At 62.8% G+C, this 20,119-nt stretch carries 13 protein-coding genes; 10 read left to right on the forward strand and 3 right to left on the reverse strand.

Annotation, left to right across the window (positions count from 1 at the left end; all coding sequences use genetic code 11):
- The first annotated feature begins 139 nt into the window (after positions 1 to 139).
- On the forward strand, positions 140 to 1,654 hold the full coding sequence (locus MELE44368_RS18330) for a rolling circle replication-associated protein (RefSeq protein WP_128109803.1): 1,515 nt from the start codon (positions 140 to 142) through the stop codon (positions 1,652 to 1,654).
- A gap of 85 nt (positions 1,655 to 1,739) precedes the next feature.
- Here MELE44368_RS18330 and MELE44368_RS18335 read toward each other — a convergent pair whose 3' ends face one another.
- The gene (locus MELE44368_RS18335; protein WP_128109804.1) at positions 1,740 to 2,375 is read right to left on the reverse strand and encodes a hypothetical protein; all 636 of its coding nucleotides are present in this window, start codon (positions 2,373 to 2,375) and stop codon (positions 1,740 to 1,742) included.
- 300 nt (positions 2,376 to 2,675) lie between these two features.
- Positions 2,676 to 3,446: a hypothetical protein gene (locus MELE44368_RS18340; RefSeq protein ID WP_128109805.1), complete on the reverse strand. Its 771-nt coding sequence runs from the start codon at positions 3,444 to 3,446 to the stop codon at positions 2,676 to 2,678.
- Positions 3,447 to 3,657: 211 nt separating this feature from the next.
- On the opposite strand from MELE44368_RS18340, the gene MELE44368_RS18345 reads away from it, so the two are divergent.
- From MELE44368_RS18345 to MELE44368_RS18385, 9 genes are all read left to right on the forward strand, one after another.
- Positions 3,658 to 4,830 carry a hypothetical protein gene (locus MELE44368_RS18345; RefSeq protein WP_128109806.1) on the forward strand — a complete coding sequence of 391 codons (1,173 nt, stop codon included), beginning with the start codon at positions 3,658 to 3,660 and terminating at the stop codon, positions 4,828 to 4,830.
- Between the two features lie 266 nt (positions 4,831 to 5,096).
- Positions 5,097 to 5,477: a TIR domain-containing protein gene (locus MELE44368_RS18350; RefSeq protein WP_128109807.1), complete on the forward strand. Its 381-nt coding sequence runs from the start codon at positions 5,097 to 5,099 to the stop codon at positions 5,475 to 5,477.
- Positions 5,474 to 5,953, forward strand: a complete 480-nt coding sequence (locus MELE44368_RS18355) for a RipA family octameric membrane protein (protein WP_128109808.1) — start codon at positions 5,474 to 5,476, stop codon at positions 5,951 to 5,953. Before MELE44368_RS18350 ends, MELE44368_RS18355 begins: the two co-directional genes overlap by 4 nt.
- The gene (locus MELE44368_RS18360; RefSeq protein ID WP_128109809.1) at positions 5,950 to 6,246 is read left to right on the forward strand and encodes a DUF7701 domain-containing protein; all 297 of its coding nucleotides are present in this window, start codon (positions 5,950 to 5,952) and stop codon (positions 6,244 to 6,246) included. Before MELE44368_RS18355 ends, MELE44368_RS18360 begins: the two co-directional genes overlap by 4 nt.
- Before the next feature lie 209 nt (positions 6,247 to 6,455).
- Positions 6,456 to 7,487, forward strand: coding sequence for a S1 family peptidase (locus tag MELE44368_RS18365; protein WP_128109813.1), 1,032 nt, complete (start codon positions 6,456 to 6,458; stop codon positions 7,485 to 7,487).
- 107 nt (positions 7,488 to 7,594) lie between these two features.
- A complete protein-coding gene (locus MELE44368_RS18370) occupies positions 7,595 to 11,005 on the forward strand; it encodes a DUF8742 domain-containing protein (RefSeq protein ID WP_128109810.1) in 3,411 nt (1,136 codons plus the stop codon).
- Entirely contained in the window at positions 11,005 to 13,791 is a 2,787-nt protein-coding gene (locus MELE44368_RS18375; protein ID WP_241566678.1) for a DUF1156 domain-containing protein, read from the forward strand. The genes MELE44368_RS18370 and MELE44368_RS18375 overlap by 1 nt, the downstream gene beginning before the upstream one ends.
- On the forward strand, positions 13,792 to 15,636 hold the full coding sequence (locus MELE44368_RS18380; protein ID WP_128109811.1) for a DUF262 domain-containing protein: 1,845 nt from the start codon (positions 13,792 to 13,794) through the stop codon (positions 15,634 to 15,636). It abuts the gene before it with no gap.
- Positions 15,637 to 15,638: 2 nt separating this feature from the next.
- Positions 15,639 to 18,980 carry a DUF499 family protein gene (locus MELE44368_RS18385; protein ID WP_206613802.1) on the forward strand — a complete coding sequence of 1,114 codons (3,342 nt, stop codon included), beginning with the start codon at positions 15,639 to 15,641 and terminating at the stop codon, positions 18,978 to 18,980.
- A gap of 7 nt (positions 18,981 to 18,987) precedes the next feature.
- On the opposite strand, the gene MELE44368_RS18390 is transcribed toward MELE44368_RS18385, so the two are convergent.
- Positions 18,988 to 20,119, reverse strand: a 1,132-nt coding sequence (locus tag MELE44368_RS18390) for a hypothetical protein (protein WP_206613803.1), incomplete at its 5' end; no start/stop codon positions are given.

Here is a 20,119-nt window from a genome sequence, read left to right on the forward strand (position 1 = left end):
ATTGAGCAGGGCTGACGTACTCAGCCTGTCCGGCGAACGGACATAAACCGGACACGGTGCTTGCACTCCCGACCAGGAGCTTCCGCGCCGCCGCGTGCTTCGTGGGCAGCCTCGGTAGCTCCGGGGAGCAGGCACCCCGATGCCCAGCATCGCACCATCAGCAACCGGCCCGACACCCTCGACGCATGGCCTGACATCGGCATCACAACACCCGTCATTCGGGCGCGGTTCTGTCGGTGCCCCGGTTGACGGGAAGTCGCGAGCGCCCGAGGCCGCCGAGGCCGCAGGGCGCGAGAGCGACAGCGGTCGGCTGGACGTCACCCGGGGCACCGGCATCGACCCGGCCAGGGCCGGCGGGCTTGTCATATGTGCCGAAAATGTCCGCGGCCGACTCGGCGACGGGATCGCGACCGGGGAACTGCGGGCGATCGACGCGTTGGGGCTGCGGTTCCCGAGCCCCGAGACGGTCACCGCGGCTGCGGCACTGTTCGAACCAGCAGCACCGTGGGCTTGTGGGCCTGGGCGCCGAGACACCGAACCCGAATCCGGACGGTTTCGCATCACTGTCGGTCCTGGCGTCGTGCGACTCGGGTGGACCAATCCCGTCCGTGCCGAGAAGTCCGCAGAACGGGCCGTCGGTCATCACCAACGTGACGTTGACGATGCGAAGCTGCATGTCAGAAACGACCTCGCACTCAATGCCGAGGATGGCGATCAGGCCGTCGTGTCTCCGACACGACGGAGTCATACGGCAGGTGACCCGGACTCAGCTGGCGGTGTCATCACCGAGTGGTCCCGAAAATCACGTTCGGCGATGTGCCGCACGTTCGCCGAACTCGACTACACCCCCTTGGTGGAGTCGGGTCGTGTCCCGGCCATGATCACCCTGACCTATCCCGGCGACTGGGAGGTCGTCGCCCCAGATGGGGCGAGTGTGAAGCGGCACATGGTGTTGTGGCGCAAACGTTTTCAACGCGAGTATGGCGAAACGGCGCGCTACATCTGGAAACTGGAATTCCAACGGCGCGGCGCACCGCACATTCACCTGTGGATGGCACCGCCCACGTCGTTGGGTCGCTCGGGTCGCAGTTTCAGCCAGTGGCTCTCCGAGACGTGGACTCACGTCGTGGACCACCCCGACCCGAAGCAGAAAGCCCGTCATCGAATTGCCGGCACCGCGATCGACGTCCGCAACGGACTGAAAGCCTGCGACCCCAAACGGCTAGCCATCTATTTCACCAAGCACTCATCACCAAATCTGCACGGCGACAAGGAATACCAGCACATTGTGCCCGAATCGTGGCGTCAGCCCGGCCGCGGCCCCGGCCGATTTTGGGGTGTATACGGGCTCAAGAAAGCCATTGCTGTCGTCGAGGTCGCCCAGGACGCCTACTTCACAGCTCGTCGAATCGTGCGGCGCTGGTCACGCAACCAAGCGGTGTACGGGGATTCGGCTGACCGCTTCCCCACTGCTGTGGTGCCGCGCATGGCCACGCGCCTCGTCCCTCGCGTCAACCGCGATACCGGCGTAGTGGAGCACCGGCGCGTCGGGCGACGACGAATGCTTTGTAACCAAGGCGGATTGGCCGGCGGATACGCACTGGTCAACGACGGACCGAGCTTTGCAGCCCAGCTTGCCCGTGCGATCGCGTAATTCCGTCCTACGCCGCTGCCGGGCTTGTGCCGTTGCGCACACCTCCCTGCAATTCGGACATCGCGTGCGCAACGACCTACTTGACCTATTCGCTCCGTGGACGTGGGATGGGTGGTCTGCGTGCATTTCGCAGCGCTGTGACCCACTCATGTGGGTACAGCACCTGGACACTCGGTTCGAGTTGGTCCGCTCGGCAGGCTTCGCGAAATTCGCGGTCACGGGTTACGCAGTACCTCGGCGATTCGAGGACGTCGCCAGAGGACGCAGCAGTGCGCATCACGCAACCGTCTTCGTGGTCCAACGGCGGATGGTTGAGCGGATCAATGACCCTGCCCGCCGTACCGCCATGCGTGAAGTCGAACACCAGGTCGTAGACCAGCTTCTCCAAGAGATCCTCGGCGTTCGCCTGGGTCCAGCCTCTGCCCGCCGCGTCGGTGGCGTTCTCATGGACCTTCTTGACCACGAGGTCATCAATGTGCTCGCTGGTCCACACCTCTAGACGCTCGCTGGACCCGCTCGCTCCAACCTGCCCTGTCTTGGACATGAGTACCGCGCGAAGACTGTCGAATCGTGCGTCGGTCGGATGGGGAAGCGCATCGTTCCAATGCCCAACCGCTGCCGCTTCGAGCTTGTCCCATTCAAAGGGCTGCGTGATGAGCCCGGCGAGGTCTACGTAGATGTTGACATCGAAGACGACAACCGCAGGCGGCGATTCCCCCACCGTGTCCGCTGTCGAGGATTACCGAGCGGGGCGCGTGCGCGTGCGCGTGCGAATCACGGTCGGGTAGTCACAGACACCCGCCGTCTCCGTCTGGCCACGACCGATAACAGGAGTGGGCGCAGGATGTTGTGCGGGGGCGCCCCAGAACTGCGCGGTCACGTCCGCGATCCCGACGCCAGCGACCAAGGGCTGAGGTGCGGCGACAACGGTCCAGCCGAGGTCAGTCCAATCGCCGTTTGACGCCTCGTCGTCACAATCGTTTCCGAAAGCACGGCGATCCAGGAATTTCGTACTCACCAACTATCTCGCCTCCTCCCGTGCTGTACTGCGGAACTTGCCTGCCAACTCTTCTGCGACATTACTAGCAGTTTGTTGAGCTTCGGTCACCCGTTTCATAACGTCAGATACATCATCCACACTGCCACCAGTTCGCCAGAATCCGACCTGGTCGACGTACACCGAGACAGGCGGGACATCGCGCCCGGGTTTCGTCTGATGAGCGATTCTTGCTCGTTCATCCACAGGCATCCTGTTTCCAAGTCTGCTCATGTTGGGATGACGTAGCCTGTCCAACAACTCCTGATCCTGGACGATTCCCCACTCTACCTGGACTTTCATGGTCTCGGATGTGAGATCCACAACGGCAGAGCCATCCGTGACTCGCCATAAGGCCGAACTGCCGAAGACATCACCCGATGCGAGCGTGCCAAATTGGGCGCACCGCTCGTAGTAGTCGTCGCCCTCTAGCGGGACCACTCCCGTAGACAGGTACTGCGTCGCCAATACGGATGACGGTGCCATCACTTTGAACACCCCCTCGACTGCAGGCATCAGCTTCTCGATGGGGACACCAGAAAGGCCAGATTCAAGGGTCATCCCTCCTCGCTTGACCGTTATGCGCAGGTCAGGAGCAAGAAGCGCAACCCCCAGCAACTGCTTGTCGGGGTGGTCGATAAATGCGACTGGCTCGATGTTCTGCTCGAACCAGTCCAGCAGCGCAAGGTGCCGCCTGGTGTAGGTGAGGATGGGCGTCCATTGGAACTGGAAGCTGGACAGCCAGTCCTGGTACATAGCGGAAGAGTACCCGTTTCCACCTGTGCGCTCGCGCGCTATCCGTCCTGCATATGACCACCAAAAATCGCGAGCACAGCGAGTACTTGACGGACATGCCGCGGCGATGCGGCGGCCAACGACGTCACGATCCGCGTCCTGGCGAGGGGATGGGACGACGGTGGCTTCACATGAGTCGGAGAGCGTCGGTCCCCACCCCTACGCTTCGCTGATGGCGAACAAGCGCAATCGAGCCCGCAAGGCGAAGTCCAAGGGCCCGGCTGGCCCCCGTCTAGCGCACGAGCTGTTCTCCGAACTCAACGCAACCTTCTACGAGGACGACCCGAGCGAGTACCTGCTCACCAAGATCGAAGCCGTGACGTTGATGCTTGCACCGGACGAGGCGCTGGCCCCTGCGTACGCTTCCGAGCGGGTCATCGGCGTGACCCGCCGCAGCATGACGCCGGTGCCGTCGAAGGAGGCACGCGATCGTTACGTACGCACCGAGTGCGTCCTGGTCCTCCACCACGGCTGCGAGACGTTGCTGCGGCTGTTCTTCGCCCACGCTGAGAAGCAGGACTGTCCGTGGCTGGGCATGGCCGCGTCGGTCAGCTTCGTCGAGTTCAAGGAGAAGGTCTTCGCCGGGCTCAAGAGCGGCTTCGACCGTGACACCGTCGCCGTCGTCTTCCTTGGTGGCGCGGACCCGACCGTCGCGGCCATCGAGGTCGGGGCAGACGAGTTCGAAGATTCGGTGTCCGCGCTGCAGCTACTGCTGGAGTTCGCCGCCGAAACGGTGCTCTCCGAGTCGTTTCTGTACAACTCCGCCAAGCACGGCCTGACGATCGTGCAGACCGATGAGAGCACCCAGATGGCGTTGACACCACCCGGCGGTGATCCGGTTCGACTGCTAGCAGGTTCGCAGTTCGCGTACCTGCACAAGCCCCGGTCCCCCGGCGCGAAGGGCGGAACGGAGTGGTTCGTGTCGATGACCCTGACTCTCCCTGACCAGGACATCGAAGTGTCTTTCCTGATTCAGCAGGCGGTGTCGTCGCTGTGGAACGTCGCACGGCGCCGATACACAGGGCAAGCCGGCGAGGTGTCCATCATCTCCACCCGCGCGGTGCGCGATGCCATGCACGGCCCCGTCTTCGAGGCGGGGCACCCCGTGCGCACGACGACGCACGAGCTGGCGAAGAAGGACGACGCTGGCAAGATCCTCGGCGTCGACATCGATTTGTCCGGGCCGAGCCTGCCCGATGAGGACATGTGGGAGCCAGGAGCAGCCACCGACAGTTCTCCCCCGCGGCGGGTGGTTCTGCCGCTACGGCAGCAGGACCGACGGATCATCAGCACGTCCAGCCGGAAGCTGCTCCCGATATCACCGAACTGGTCGTCGCGCGTGTGACGGTCCGGGGGCTCGATGACCGTGTCTGTCTCCTTTGCGCTAGCCTCCCGCCCTGTCGCGGGACGACCGACGACCTATTCGCTGAGACATCTCGTCGGCATCGTCGGCGGCACCACGACCGAAACTAACCGTCGACCTGCTCGGCATGGGTGCAGCCGCGATGCAGGCAGTAATGACACGCCCGCAACTTGTCGGTGGCCTCTGGCAGTGTTTTGCTGTGAGCCGGCCGCTATGCCGGGAGGACTTCCAGCCAAGGGGAGCACAGCGTGGTGCAACGAGCCTTCATCAGCTTCGACTACGACAACGACGCACGGTTGAAGGACCTGCTGATCGGCCAGTCGAAGAATCCCGACTCGCCGTTCGAGGTGCACGACTGGTCCATCAAGACGGCCTCTCCGACATGGCGTGAAGAGGCCCGGCGCCGCATCCGTGCGAGCCGGTTGGTGATCGTCCTGTGCGGCAAGTACACCCACCTTGCAACGGGTGTTGGCGTTGAGCTCGGCATCGCCCAGGCGGAGGGCGTGGACTACTTCCTCCTCGCCGGATACAAGGAAGGCTCGACCCGTCCGACGACGGCGAAGGCGACCGACAAGATGTACGACTGGACCTGGGAGAACCTCAAGAAGCTTGTGAACGGCGCGCGATGAGTGAGCCAGCTGAAGCACTGCCCGACCCGCGGGTCCTGGACATCTACAAGCTGGCCGTCGAGATGGCGGACCGTGTCTCAGCCCGGCGAGCGTTGGCCAATGCCTTCTTTCTCACCGTCAACACCACCCTGGTCGCGGTGGTCGGGTTGTCTACCACGCAGCCGGATTCCACGCTGCGGTTCATCGCGGTGTGCGTGGCCGGTGTCGCCGTGTCCGTGTGCTGGTGGCTCCTTCTCCGTGCCTACCGCAGACTCAACTCGGCCAAGTTCGCGGTGATCAACAAGATCGAGGACGAGCACCTTCCCGTCAAGCCATACACCGACGAGTGGACGGAGCTGATGCCCGACGACGAGGAGACCACCCGCCGCGCGCGGCTCGGCAAGGCCTTCCGCGAATTGGGTGGCGTCGAGCGCATTGTGCCAATCGTCTTCGGACTGCTGTACATCGTCCTGCTGGTCGGCAGACTGCTGGCATGAGCTACCTCGACGCCGACGCTGAACTGATCCGAAGCTGCCTGCCCACTGGCACCGGCGTACCCGAGGACGCTGATGACCTATTCATCCTCTACGCCGTGCTCATGCGCGCCAAGGGCGAAGGCACGCAGGCATCCGATGTGCACGACGCCTGGTCGGCGTGGATGTCTCGCACCGAACCGGACCACGAGTCAGTCCGCCCCTACGACCAACTGGCGCCCTCGGTCCAAAAAGAAGACGCACCGTTCCTCATCGCAATCCGCGACGCCGCCCGAGCTCGTGCCGAAGGCCGCTGACACCCTCACAGCTGCCCCGCTACCCTGCCCTGTCTGTTCGAAGCGAACACGGACTCGGCATGTCGGATCACGGTGACCGTCCCCACCACCGCTAGCGTCGATGGACTATGACAGAGGTTGGCAGTGGCGACGATAAATCCACGTCGCCGCGTCAGCTCACACCTGCTGACCTAAAGCCGGGCACTCCTGCGTGGCGTGTGAACGTGGCGATGTGCGCCCACCAATTTTTCGGGCTGGTCCACAACCCGGAAGTTGCGGCGGCGATCGGCAAACCCGAACCACCACCACCGCCGGCTGACCCGGATAGCGGCCCGCCCAAGACCGTGCCCTTCGAGCCGTGGTCGGTCGCCGACTTCTCCAAGTACCTGCACACCCTCGGCCTGCCCGCCGCAGGCGAGGCTGTCACACTCCACCGCATCCTCAGCTCGATGGAACGCGCCGGGCTTCTGCTGCCACTCGGCTGGAACCCGCGATTGCCAATCATGGGCCAGCAGTACATCTCGCAGGGCGCGATATCGCAGGGACAGCGCGGCGGCAACCTGTGGCTGTCCGACGTCTTCGGTGCCGAGCTCATCATCCCGAGCTACAACGCCGTGACCGTTCAACTCGCCGGTCACGACAACGACGGTAACCCGGTCGACAGCTGGGGTACCGGCCTCGTCGTCGACCACAATCACGTCATCACCAACAAACATGTCGTGACCGGACTCGCGGGCACCAGCTCAGGTCTGTCCGTCTACCCGGCACGCAACCACGTTGAAGCCGAGCTGGTGAACTTCTCGGCCACCGCTCATCCACACCCCACGCTCGACGTCGCGGTGATCAAATTCGAGATGCCCGAGGGCAAGTACATCCCGCGGCTTGGCGGCCTGGCGTTCCGTGATCCCGACTGGGCTGATGAGGTCTACGTGTTCGGTTACCCGCGGGTGCCGATGACTGCGGAGATGGCGATCACGGTGCAGCGCGGCGAGGTGGTCAACCCGGCCACCACGACCATCCCCGACCGCCAGAAGATCTTCCTGTACTCGGCCATCGCGCGGCCGGGCAACAGTGGCGGTCCGATCGTTGCGCAGGATGGCCGCGTGATCGGTCTCGTGGTCGAGGACTCTGCGGAAGCACCATCGACCGGCACCGGACCGAACGCCGCACCCTTTTATCGCGGCATCCCGTCGAGCGAAGTGATCCGCGCGCTCGACGAACTCGGCTTCGGCGGCATCGTGGAGATGGACACCCTCCTATAGGCAGAACTCGGGACGTGTCAACGAGCAAATCCTTAATCCGGCCAACGGCATCGTCCCTGTCGGCCCCTTCGACTACCGTTGTCTGGCTGTCGACATGGGAGGCCAACGTGCTGCTTGAGGAGTTCAAGCCGGGGCTGCGTGTCGACGGGTTGATCCCCGCCGCGGTGGTCACCGTCGTCGCTGCACAGTGGCATGGCACGGACGCGCTCGAGCTCACCTACAAGACGGCCGCAGGCGCGCTCGGACAACAGGTTCTCTTCCGCACGGACGAAGCGAAGCTCAGCGTCGCCCAGTCCGGCTCCCGAGCCTTCGACGCCCCGGCAGCCGACTTCAAGCTGGTCGCCGAGGCCCAGCGCATCCAGTTGGCCGGCTTGTTCGACCCGATGCTGGCCGTGGCCACCAGCGACGTCCGCCCGCTCCCCCACCAGATCCGCGCGGTGTACGGAGAGCTGCTCCCCCGCACGCCGCTGCGGTTCCTGCTCGCCGACGACCCGGGCGCCGGCAAGACGATCATGGCCGGTCTCTACATCAAGGAGCTCATCCTCCGCGACGACGTCAAGCAATGCCTCATCGTCGCGCCGGGCGGCCTGGTCGAGCAGTGGCAGGACGAGTTGTTCTTCAAGTTCGGGTTGCGGTTCGACCTGCTGACCAATCAGCTGATTGACGCCAACGTGAACCTCAACGTATTCGAGACCAACCCGCTGCTGATCGCCCGCATGGATCAGCTGTCCCGCAACGAGGAGCTGCAAAAACAGCTCAAGGACACCGAGTGGGACCTGGTGATCGTCGACGAGGCCCACCGCATGGGGGCGCACTACTTCGGCGCCAAGCTGGAAAAGACCAAGCGCTTTCTACTCGGCGAACTGCTGGGCTCGATCACCCGCCACTTGCTGTTGATGACGGCCACGCCCCACTCCGGCAAGGAGGAGGACTTCCAACTCTTCCTGACCTTGCTGGACCGCGACCGCTTCGAGGGCAAGCACAAGAAGACTGCCGACACCAGCGGCATCATGCGCCGCATGGTGAAGGAAGAGCTGCTCACGTTCGAGGGCAAGAAGCTCTTTCCGGAGCGCATCGCGGAGACCGTGCCCTACGAGCTGACCGCGCTGGAGTACGACCTCTACGAACAGGTCACCGCCTACGTACGCGAGGGCATGAACCGCGCCGACAAGATTGGCGGCAAGCGCAAGAACACGGTCGGGTTCGCCCTGACCGTGCTGCAACGTCGGTTGGCGTCCAGCCCCGAGGCCATCTACCGCAGCCTGGTCCGACGCACCGAGCGGCTGGAACGTAAGAAGCAGGAGATCCTCAACGGCACCTACGTCGAGAAGGAGCCCAGCATTGACCTCAGTGCGCTGGATGCCGACGAGTACAACGCCGAGGAAATCGAGGACATCGAGGAAGAGCTGCTCGACGCTGCCACCGCAGCCCAGACAGTTGAGGAACTCGACGCCGAACTGCTGGAACTCGCCGACCTAACGAAGGTCGCCAAGCAGGTCCGCGATTCGGGCACCGACCGCAAGTGGACCGAGCTGAGCACGATCCTGCAGGACAATGCGCTGACCACCGACAATGATGGGGTGCCGCGCAAGTTCATCATTTTCACCGAGCACCGCGACACCCTGGACTACCTGACCGCCAGGATCCGCTCGCTGCTGGGCAAGCCGGATGCTGTCAAGGCCATTCACGGCGGTGTACGCCGACTGGAACGCCGGGTGATCACCGAGGAATTCACCAAGAACCGCGGCTGCCAAATCCTGCTGGCCACTGACGCCGCCGGCGAGGGTCTGAACCTGCAGGCCGCGCACCTGATGGTCAACTACGACCTGCCGTGGAACCCCAACCGCATCGAGCAGCGCTTCGGCCGCATCCACCGCATCGGCCAAGAAGAAGTGTGCCGACTGTGGAACCTGGTGGCCAGCAACACCCGCGAAGGTGACGTTTTCGTCCGGCTGCTGATCAAGGTCGAAGAACAGCGAAAAGCCTACGGCGGCAAGGTGTTCGATGTGCTCGGCGAAGCGTTCACCGAGACCTCACTGCGCGACCTGCTGTTGGAAGCCATCCGCTACGGTGACCAGCCCGAAGTGAAAGCCAAGATGCACGAGGTTATCGACGCCCAAGTCTCCGAGGGCCTGAAAGAGCTGCTCGAAGAGCGCTCCCTGGCCGCCGAGCATCTCGCCGAAGCCGACCTGGTGAAACTGCGTGCCGCGATGGACGAGGCCCGGGCCCGGCGCCTGCAGCCGCATTACATCGAGTTGGCCTTCAAGGCGGCGTTCACCCGGCTGGGCGGGCGCATCGCCAAGCGGGAACAAGGCCGCTACGAAATCGCCAACGTCCCGGCAGCGATTCGGGCCGGCAAGTTCGGGCCGATCGCCACCAAATACGACCGCATCACCTTCGACCTCAGCCAGGTCCAGCCCGACGGGTTGGCCCGCGCCGACCTACTGGCACCGGGTCACCCGCTGCACGACGCCGTGATGGACGAGGCCATCCGCCGCCACGGCGGTGTACTCAACAGCGGCACCGTGTTGGTGTCCTCCACGCTCGAAGAACCGCACCTTCTTGTGGGTGTCGTCGAGGAGGTTGCCGACGCCACCGGCGCCACGGTGTCGCGCCGCTTCGGGTACGCCTACGTCGACAGCTTCGGAACCGTGAGCCCCGCCGGCCCGGCGCCTTACCTTGACTGCGTGGCCGCCCCCGATGTGCCTGCGGTTGCTTCGGCCCGCCAACTGCCGTGGCTGGCCGAGGCTGAGGACAGGGCCATCAGCTGGATTATAGCTAACCAGCTGCCGGAATACCTTGCCGAGGTGCAGCCCCGGCGTGCCGCCGAACTGGCGAAGACCCGCGAGCTGGTGACCAAACGCCTTGAGCACGAACGCGACCGACTGCTTCTTGACGCTGCGGTTGCGGCCGAGAAGGAGCAAGCCGGCGAGAAGCCGAAGGAGTCCGCCGAGAGCCTCAACCGCAAGGCCGTCGACCTCGACGCACGACTGCGCAGACGGTTGGAAACGGTCGACCAACAGACACTGATGTCGACCAAGCCACCGCGCATCCTCACCGCGGCGCTCGTCCTGCCGATCAGGATGCTCGAAGCCGATCTGCCGCCGTCTGCACCGATACACGCGAAGGAAACCAAGGATGTCGAACGCCGCGGCGTGGACCTGGTGCTCGCGCGCGAGCAAGTACTCGGCCGCACACCGGTGGAACAGGCCTACAACAACAAGGGATTCGACATCCTGTCGTTTGCGCCGAACGGTGACACCTACCGCATCGAGGTCAAGGCGCGTATCGACGGCGCGAAGGACTTTTTCGTCACCCACAACGAAGTGATGGTCGGCAAGAACGCGGTGCCACGCTACCGGCTCGCCTTGGTGACGGTCGACCCGCGCGGGCCACAGCACGACGAGGTGCGGTATCTCGATAATCCGTTCGCGACAACCGAACTCGGTGATTTCGACTCGACCGGTATCCGAGGTGACTGGGCGAAGATGTGGGCAAAAGGAGTGAATCCGTACTGATGACAGATCAGGACATGGCGGCCAAACCTGTCCGCAAACGCAAACTGATCGAGGTCGCGCTTCCGCTGGAGGCGATCAACCGAGAATCCGCACGGGAGAAGTCGATTCGGCACGGCCACTCATCGACCCTCCACCTGTGGTGGGCGCGACGACCGCTCGCCGCCGCGCGGGCCGTACTCTTCGCCCAGCTGGTCGACGACCCGTCGTCGCGTCCGGACGAATTCCCCACCGAGGAGCTACAACGTAAGGAACGCGATCGCCTCCACGCGCTGATCGAACGGCTTGTGGTGTGGGAGAACGTCCGCGACGAGAAACTCCTCGCCGAGGCGCACGCCGAGATTCTCAAATCGACCAACGGCAACCCACCGCCCATCTTCGACCCGTTCGCCGGCGGCGGTACCATCCCGCTGGAAGCGCAGCGACTCGGGCTCGAAGCGCACGCCTCGGACCTGAATCCCGTCGCGGTGCTGATCAACAAGGCGCTGATCGAGATCCCGCCGAAGTTCCGGGACGCACCGCCAGTCTTCCCAGGCCTCGCGGAGTCGGAAATCCGTAACTGGAAGGGCGCCGAAGGGCTCGCGGCCGACGTTCGCGCCTACGGGGCCTGGATGCGTGACGAGGCCGAGAAGCGAATCGGCCACCTATATCCAAAAGCCACGTTGCCCGATGGATCGAAAGCGACTGTCATTGCCTGGATCTGGGCTCGCACCGTGACCTGTCCAAACCCAGCATGCGGGATCGCGATGCCGCTGGTGCGTAGTTGGTGGCTCGGCAAGAAAAAGGGGAAAGAGGCATATGTCGTTCCGCGGGTCGTAGCCGATTCATCACACCCATCTGGTCAGCGAGTCCGGTTCGAGATCGGACACGACGCGAAGCGGGCGCCTGCGACCGAAGATGGAACAGTCGGCCGCACGGGAGCGCATTGCGTCGCATGCAAATCCGCGGTTCCGCTCAACTACATACGTGCCGAGGGACAAGCCGGTCGGATGAACACGCAATTGATGGCAATAGTCGCAGAGGGCAATCGCCAACGGGTCTATATCGAGCCGAGCGCTACACATGAGGCTGCCGGCGATGTTAACCGCCCCGAGGACGTCCCAATGGGCGAATTGCCGAAGAATCCTAGGGATTTCAAGACACCCAATTACGGCATGACCAAGTGGGCCGACCTCTTCACCAACCGCCAGCTCGTCGCGCTCACGACGTTCAGCGACCTGATAGCCGACGCGCGCGAACGCATCCTCACCGACGGCGGCTCACCCGAATACGCCGACGCCGTCGCGACGTATCTGGGGCTGGCGGTCAGCAAGTTGGCCGACATGAACAATTCGATAGCTCGATGGAAGCCGTCGATGGACCAAGCAATCGCCCTGTTCGCCAGACAAGCAATCCCGATGGCATGGGATTACGCCGAAACTTATCCACTGTCGTTACGAAGCGCTGGTGGATTGGTCACCAGCATTGCGGGAATGACAAAGGCGCTGGAGGCAACCCCAATGGGTCCGCCCGCGATAGCCGACCAGACCGACGCTACAACTGCGACATATACCGGCCTAGTGCTCGCCACAGATCCGCCCTATTACGACAACATCGGCTACTCGGACCTGTCTGACTTCTTCTACGTCTGGCTACGACGATCCCTTCGATCGGTATATCCAGGGCTGTTCTCAACCATGCTTGTGCCAAAGAGCGCAGAGCTGGTAGCTAACCCATACCGCCACAACGGCAAAGATGGCGCACGCCAGTTCTTCGAGGCTGGATTCCGCTCCGTGTTTGCACGCGCGCGGGAATCCGCGAAGTCAGATTACCCAATCACCGTGTGGTACGCATTCAAGCAGACCGAATCTGACGATGATGGCGATGCCTCGACCGGCTGGGAGACCTTACTTGACGGAATGATCAAGAGCGGCTGGGAGATCACGTCGACGTGGCCGAACCGTTCGGAACTCGGTAACCGGATGATCGCTAGCGGTACCAACGCACTAGCTTCTTCTATCGTTTTGTCTCTCCGTCCGCGGGATGCAGATGCAGGCACAACCGACAGGCGGGGATTCATCGGTGTCCTTGAGTCGGAGTTACCTGACGCGCTTCGCAAGCTCGAACAGGGACAGATCGCACCCGTCGATCTTCCGCAGGCAGCAATTGGCCCAGGGATGGGCGTGTTCAGTCGATTCGCTGCTGTGCTTGAGCCAGACGGCACAACTATGACGGTGCGCTCGGCACTTGCCCGAATCAACGAAATCCTCGACCTGGTACTCAACGAGCAGGAGGGCGACTTCGACTCGACATCTCGCTTCGCGATCGCTTGGTACCGTCAACACGGCTACAGCACAGGAAAATTCGGCGATGCCGACAACCTTGCGCGTGCCCGGAACACTAGCGTCGACACCATGGATCGCGACGGCATCCTGATGTCGCGCGCAGGGAACGTCGCATTGATCAAGCCGTCAGACCTTGACGCGGACTACGACGTCGTCGCCGATCGGCACACCAGCAGCTGGGAAGGCCTGCATCACCTGATCCGAATCCTTGAGCAGGATGGCATCGCGGCCGCCGGCGAGTTCCTGCGGTCGGCTCTGAGCCGTGAGGACCGAGCAATCGAGGCCGACCTCGTCAAGGAGCTTGCGCATCTGCTTTTCCGTATCGCCGAGGGCAATGGGTGGACCAAGGACGCGTTGAGTTTCAACAACCTCGTGACGAGCTGGCCGGAGATTCTCGACGCCGCACAATCGGAGACGAAGTCTTCTGGAGCGCAGGCTTCATTCGACTATACAGAGGACGACTAGATGGGCTTTCAGACACCAAAGTATGAATTGAAGAATCTCCTCATCTGGACAACGAGCGGCAAGGTCCAACTTCCCGATTTTCAGCGCGGCTACAAGTGGGAAGACGAACGGATACGCCAACTGCTCGTCACCATCCTGCGGGGCCATCCGCTTGGCGTCGTGATGATGCTGGAGGCCGACAACACCAACGTGCGGTTCAAGCCACGCCCGATTGAGGGCGTCAAAGTGGACACAGACGCACTGGAGTGGCTGCTCCTCGACGGTCAGCAGCGGCTCACCTCCCTGACACAGGCGCTTACCGGCACCGGAATCGTCGCCACCAAGGACGCGCGCGGCAAGTTCCTCGAACGCCGGTACTACCTCGAAATAGCCAAGGCCCTCGAAGGGGACGAAAGCATTGACGAGGCAGTCCGGTCAATCCCAGGCGATGGCGTTGTGCGCAGCAACTTCGGCAAAGACATCGATCTGAACCTTTCGAATGAAGACCTGGAACGCAAACACGGCTATTTCCCACTCCGACTGCTGTACGACCCCTACGCGGCCACCACATGGCTATCGAAGCTGAGCGACATCGCTGTGATGCCGCAGATGATCGCCGAAGTGCTCAACCCTGCAGGCTCATATTCGATTCCAGCGATAGTGTTGGACGACTCCACCAGCAAAGCTGCTGTGGCGACCGTCTTCGAAAAGGTCAACATCGGCGGCTTGCCATTGAACGTGTTCGAGTTGTTGACCGCCACCTATGCCGGCGATATCGACTACTACAACGCTCATGGCGACGACTTCAGGCTCAACGACGACTGGACGGGCACGAAAGAGAGTCTCAAAGCTTATTCCGTCCTAGCTGGGCTGGAGAACACAGATTTCCTCCAAACCGTCAGCCTGCTCGCGTCGTTACACGGCCCTGGCGCGACGACCGCGCGCAAGGAAGACATCCTCAATCTCAAGCTGTCCGACTATCTGAAGTGGGCGCCGCTTGTCCGTGAAGCACTTGTCTGGTCCGCGGGTTTCCTGGATTCTCTGCACATCCACGTTGCGGGCGATCTTCCTTACCCCAAGCAACTGGTGCCGCTGACCGCCATCAAGGTCATCCTCGGCAACGACGCTGATGTTCACGGCGTCCACCGGAAGCTTCAGCAATGGTTCTGGTGCGGTGTCCTTGGGGAACTGTACGGCGGAGCGATCGAGAGTCGATTCGCCAGGGACGTCGAGCAGGTACCGAAGTGGGCCGCAGTCGACGATTCATCTGTGCCACAACCGAAGACAGTCGAGGATGCCAACTTCTTTGAGTCGCGACTCCATTCCATGCGAACTCGAAACTCGGCCGCCTACAAGGGCGTGTACGCGTTGCTCATGGCCAAGGACACCCGCGATTGGATGTTCAACCAGCCATTCGACAAGGCCGCGTTCCTTGCAATGCAGGTCGATATCCATCACATATTCCCTAAGGCCTGGTGCGCGAAGAACGGCATCGACGACGACCGTCGCGAAAGCATCGTGAACAAGACCCCAATGGCCAAGAAGACCAACATCCGGTTGAGCGGCAACGCGCCGTCTCACTACATCAAGGGCCTTGAGTCAACCGTCGGTATCCCCGCTGACGAGCTCGACCAAATTGTCGCCAACCACCAGATCGACGTATCTGCGCTTCGCGCTGACGATTTCGATTCATTTTTCGCGGCGCGGCGGGAAGCACTGTCCCACCTCATCGAACAAGCGATGGGCAAGCAGGTGGCTCGCGAAGCAGCCAGTGGAGGAATCGAGAACGCGGACGCATTCGAGGCCGAACCCGAAGACCCGGACGACGAACTCGACGACGAAGTGCTCGCGGAAGGCGGAATGTAGACATGGCACTGAGCAACCGCGAACGCATCGACCGAATGTTCGTCGCGATGGCGCCAGTTCTCGACGACTTCATTGCATCGATTGTCGGCCAAGGGAATCCATCGCTGGGGGCGGAGTGGACGAAACTAGTCCAGGGTAAGGACGTCAAGAATGGCGTGCCGGCGACTAAGACTTACGAACCACTCGACCCCCAGGTCCAGTTCCGCATGCTCACCGAGGCCAACATCACGGGCGGGTACCGGAAAGGCTGGTATCCGTTCGACGAAGCGCTGGGTAAAGCGGGCAAGTCGTATGCGATCGAGCTGCGGGAGGTGCGCAACACCTGGGCCCACCACGGCAGCACGTTCTCCGACGACGACGCCTACCGCGCCCTGGACACCGGGGAGCGGCTGCTGAAGCTCGTCGGCGCAGCCTCCGTGGCCGACGAAGTCCGCAGCATTCGGTTGAACCTGCGGCGGGTGACGGCCCACAAGGACGACAAGAAGGTCCTCAAAGCCGCCGTCGACAACCCAGAATCCTCCGGCCTCAAGCCGTGGCGTGAAGTCCTGCCTCCCCACGACGACGTCGCAACCGGCAACTTCGCCGCATCCGAGTTCGCCGCCGACCTGTACAAGGTGGCGTTCGGCGGCGAGCAGGACGCCGACTACGCCGACCCCGTCGAGTTCTTCAAACGGACGTATCTGACCGAGGGTTTGATCGACTTGATCGGTCGCGCCGTGCGGCGGCTCTCCGGCGATGACAACGCGCCGCCGGTCATCAACCTGCAGACCAACTTCGGTGGTGGCAAGACTCACTCGATGCTGGCGCTGTGGCATATCGGATGTGGGCTTCCCGTCGGCAAATTTCCTCAGGAGACCCAGGACCTGCTGACCGCCAACGGCTACACCGGCACGAAGGTAAATCGGGTGGCGATCGTCGGAAACCATCTCAGCCCGTCCGGCGTGGTCAAGGACGACGGCACCCGGGTTAACACGATCTGGGGTGAGCTGGCATGGCAGTTAGGTGGCGCGGAGGCGTTCGCGTTGGTCGCCAAGGCGGATGCCGATCGCACGCACCCCGGACCGGCGCTCCACGAACTGCTGGCGAAGTACTCGCCGGCGGTCATTCTGATCGACGAGTGGGTGGCCTACGCGCGCTCCCTTGTTGGTCGCGATGATTTGGCTGGCGGCACTTTTGACGATCAGTTCACCTTCGCGCAGTCGCTGACTGAGGCTGCGAAGGGCACGTCCGGTGTGCTGCTGGTGATTTCGATTCCCGCTTCGTCAACCGGAGATGACGGCGACAAGATCGTGGCGGGCAACGCCGAGGAGGTCGGAGGCGCAAACGGTCTGGAAGCACTGAAGCGGCTGCAGAATGTTGTGCGCCGGGTGGCTGATCAGTGGCGTCCGGCGTCGTCGTCGGAGGCGTATCAGATTGTGCGGCAGCGTCTTTTTAAGCAGCCCGATGCGGCGGCGCTGGCCGCGATCGGCGCGACCGCGCGAGCCTATGTCGAGATGTACCGCAAGTACAGTGACGATTTTCCCCGCGACTCACGAGATCCCGCGTACGAGGACCGGATCAAGCGGACTTACCCGATCCACCCCGAACTGTTCGACCGGCTCTACGAGGAGTGGTCGTCACTGGAACGGTTCCAGCGCACACGTGGCGTGCTGCGCCTGATGAGCACGGTCATCCACGCCCTGTGGACAGGCGAAGATGCTTCACCACTGATCATGCCCGGCTCCATCCCGCTGGCTACCGCGAACGTGAATTCCGAACTCACGCAGTATCTGCAGGACTCCTGGAAGGCGATTATCGATGCCGACGTCGACGGCCCCAACTCCGAACCCGCGCGCATCGATGCGGCGAAGCCACTGTTTGGGCAACGTTCGCTGACGAAACGTCTTGCGCGCACCGTGTTTTTCGGAGCAGTGCCGACCATCGGCTCGGCGCACAAGGGCTTGGAAACCCAGCGCGTGTTCCTCGGCACCGCCGTGCCCGGCGATGTGCCGGGGAACTTCCACTCGGCGCTCACCCAACTCGGCGACCGCGCAACCTACTTCTACTCTGGCTCGGGCAAGTACTGGTACGACCTGCAGGCCAACATCACCCGCACTGCCAAGGACCAGGCCGAACGGCTGCACAAAGAGGATGTGTGGGCAGAGATCGTGCGGCGTTTGCTGGGTCAAGCTAAGACCCGCGGCGATTTCGCCGGCGTGCACGTGTGCCCGGAATCCAACGCCGACATCCCTGACACCGACGAAGCACGTCTCGTCATTCTGCACCCGAAGGTGGCTCACAAGCGGGGAGCCGACTCGGCGGCAAAGGAATTCGCCAAGCAAGCCACTGAGCATCGGGGAACCGCCAACCGGACCAACCGCAACATGCTGGCCTACCTGGCCGCCGACGAGGCACGCCTCGACGAGCTCGACTCCGCGGTGCGTGAGTACCTGGGCTGGACGCATGTGTTGGGCAACGAGGCCGATCTCGACCTGACGCAAAATCAGAAAAACCAGGCGACCCAGCGGCAGACCCAGGCCGACGGGACCGTGAATTCGCGTCTGCTGCAGACGTTCACGTGGGCGCTGGTCCCCACTCAACCTGATCCGGGCGCACCGTTCGTGATCCGCGAGACCAAGGTCGAGGGGCAGTCCCCCGCCCTGGCTGAGCGGGTATCGCGTCGACTCGGCAGCGACGGTGACCTCTCGATCCGGCAGGCCGCGGCGACCATCCGCCTCGCGATCGGCAAGGTGCCCCAGATCTGGAAGGACGGCCACGTCTCCCTCGGAGCGCTATGGCGACTGTACAGCCAGTACCCGTACATGCCGCGGCTGCGCGACCGGCGGGTGCTGGACGAGGGCATCGTCGATATGCCGATGATCTGGCATGCCGATGCCTTCGCCCTGGCGACAGGTTTCGACGAGGCGGCTGGTCGCTACATCGGGCTGTGGACGCCCGACGACAAGGGGGCCGCACCGGCGGCGACGGATTCGCTCCTTCTGGTGCGACCTGACGTCGCCGTCGAGCAACGCGAAACCGAAGTGACGCCACCAGGCCCGGATGATGAGGCCACACCGGCCGAGGACGACGACAAGACACCAAAGCCACCAGTCGATATCGCGTTCCCACCCCAGAAGACCCGTTTCTACGGAGTCAAGACCCTCAGCGCCGACAAGATCGCTCTCGACTTCAAGAACGTTGCGGAGGAGATCATCGCCCACCTCCGGGACACCGGCACCAAACTCATCGTGAAGATCGAAATCGAAGCAACCGACGCGACCGGCTTCGATGAAGGCAAGATCCGCACGGTGTCCGAGAATGCGCAGACGCTGAAGTTTGACCAGTCAGGCTTCGAGGAGAGCTGAAGCGCGATCACAACCGCAACGCGACGGCCCGTTCATCAAGGAAGACCAGCAGTGCGCAGACCATCATCAACCCCTGAACCGCATTGCCTCTCGTGAACTGCTTCGTGCTCACCGAGTGCGCAGTCCCGTTGCGGCTAAATGTCGTCGGGACAGGATCACCCTTGTCGGGATAGAACTGCTGCCACGCCTGCCACACGGGCGCGAAGGCGATGTACTCATGCGCGGTGAACTCGTCGTATGCCGCATTCGTCGTCGTGCGACCATTCGGCGTGTACAGATACCTTGCCTTTCCGAAGTAGGTGTTCACGATCGAGTCCACGAGTGACCCTGTGAGAGCCTGGGCCGCAGCCGTGTGTCCCTCATCGAGAGCATCGAGCGCAGCAATGGCGATCGACACGTACGAAGTGACCGCCTCCGACCTGCAGCCCCCAACCGCAGCGCGGCAGTCCGCCGAGATGGCCTTGCACCGACGGCCGAGAATCTCTCGTCGTTTCGATGCGCCGTTAGCGCGGATTAGTGCCTCAGCGATGGACGGGCGCGGCACGCCGTAGAGCGCGATGCCGTCCACCATGACGACTTGTTCGACCTCTTCGAAGCGCAGCCCCTCGATTCCGCGGAGATTCGACGGGTAGAAAGACCGCTGGATTGCCTCAAGCGTCGGGCCAATGTTCTTGAGCCACGTCGCCTGATTCGCGGCGAACTGCTGCGCGATCTTCGCGAAAGAGCTGCTTAAGCCAAAATCAACGTTCTTCGTCAACTCCGCGGTGATCGCGTTTAGGTGCGGCTGTGCCAACACCGTGGATTTGAAGATGTCACTGTCGATGGCTGCGAGCGGTTTCTGCAGGTTCGCCTGCGCGCCGAGGAACGCCTTGATCGAGTGCTGACTTATCGCCCGCTGCGCGTCAGCCAGCCGGGTCGCCTTGGCGATTGCCTGCATGGTGGACTCCGGCAGCTTGAACGCTTTTGTCATCGCAATATCTGCAGCCAGCTTCGAGACGGCTGGGCTCAAAATGTTCTGCACCCTGAATTCGACGGGCGAGATGGCGCGACGCATAGTCTCCATGAACTCGCGAAGCGGCTCACGCTGCGGGAACGTCCCGGGGAGTGGTGTAAGTGATGGCGGCGTGTCGGTCCCTGAC

Origin of the sequence: Mycolicibacterium elephantis DSM 44368, assembly GCF_004014805.1 — a bacterium.
GTDB lineage: Bacteria > Actinomycetota > Actinomycetes > Mycobacteriales > Mycobacteriaceae > Mycobacterium > Mycobacterium elephantis.

Bases quoted from the DNA above. Each gene is read 5' to 3' on its own strand.
- MELE44368_RS18330 (WP_128109803.1), top strand. From the start codon at position 140: ATGCCCAGCATCGCACCATCAGCAACCGGCCCGACACCCTCGACGCAT.
- MELE44368_RS18340 (WP_128109805.1), bottom strand. From the start codon at position 3,446: ATGTACCAGGACTGGCTGTCCAGCTTCCAGTTCCAATGGACGCCCATC.
- MELE44368_RS18345 (WP_128109806.1), top strand. From the start codon at position 3,658: ATGGCGAACAAGCGCAATCGAGCCCGCAAGGCGAAGTCCAAGGGCCCG.
- MELE44368_RS18355 (WP_128109808.1), top strand. From the start codon at position 5,474: ATGAGTGAGCCAGCTGAAGCACTGCCCGACCCGCGGGTCCTGGACATC.
- MELE44368_RS18360 (WP_128109809.1), top strand. From the start codon at position 5,950: ATGAGCTACCTCGACGCCGACGCTGAACTGATCCGAAGCTGCCTGCCC.
- MELE44368_RS18365 (WP_128109813.1), top strand. From the start codon at position 6,456: ATGTGCGCCCACCAATTTTTCGGGCTGGTCCACAACCCGGAAGTTGCG.
- MELE44368_RS18375 (WP_241566678.1), top strand. From the start codon at position 11,005: ATGACAGATCAGGACATGGCGGCCAAACCTGTCCGCAAACGCAAACTG.
- MELE44368_RS18380 (WP_128109811.1), top strand. From the start codon at position 13,792: ATGGGCTTTCAGACACCAAAGTATGAATTGAAGAATCTCCTCATCTGG.
- MELE44368_RS18385 (WP_206613802.1), top strand. From the start codon at position 15,639: ATGGCACTGAGCAACCGCGAACGCATCGACCGAATGTTCGTCGCGATG.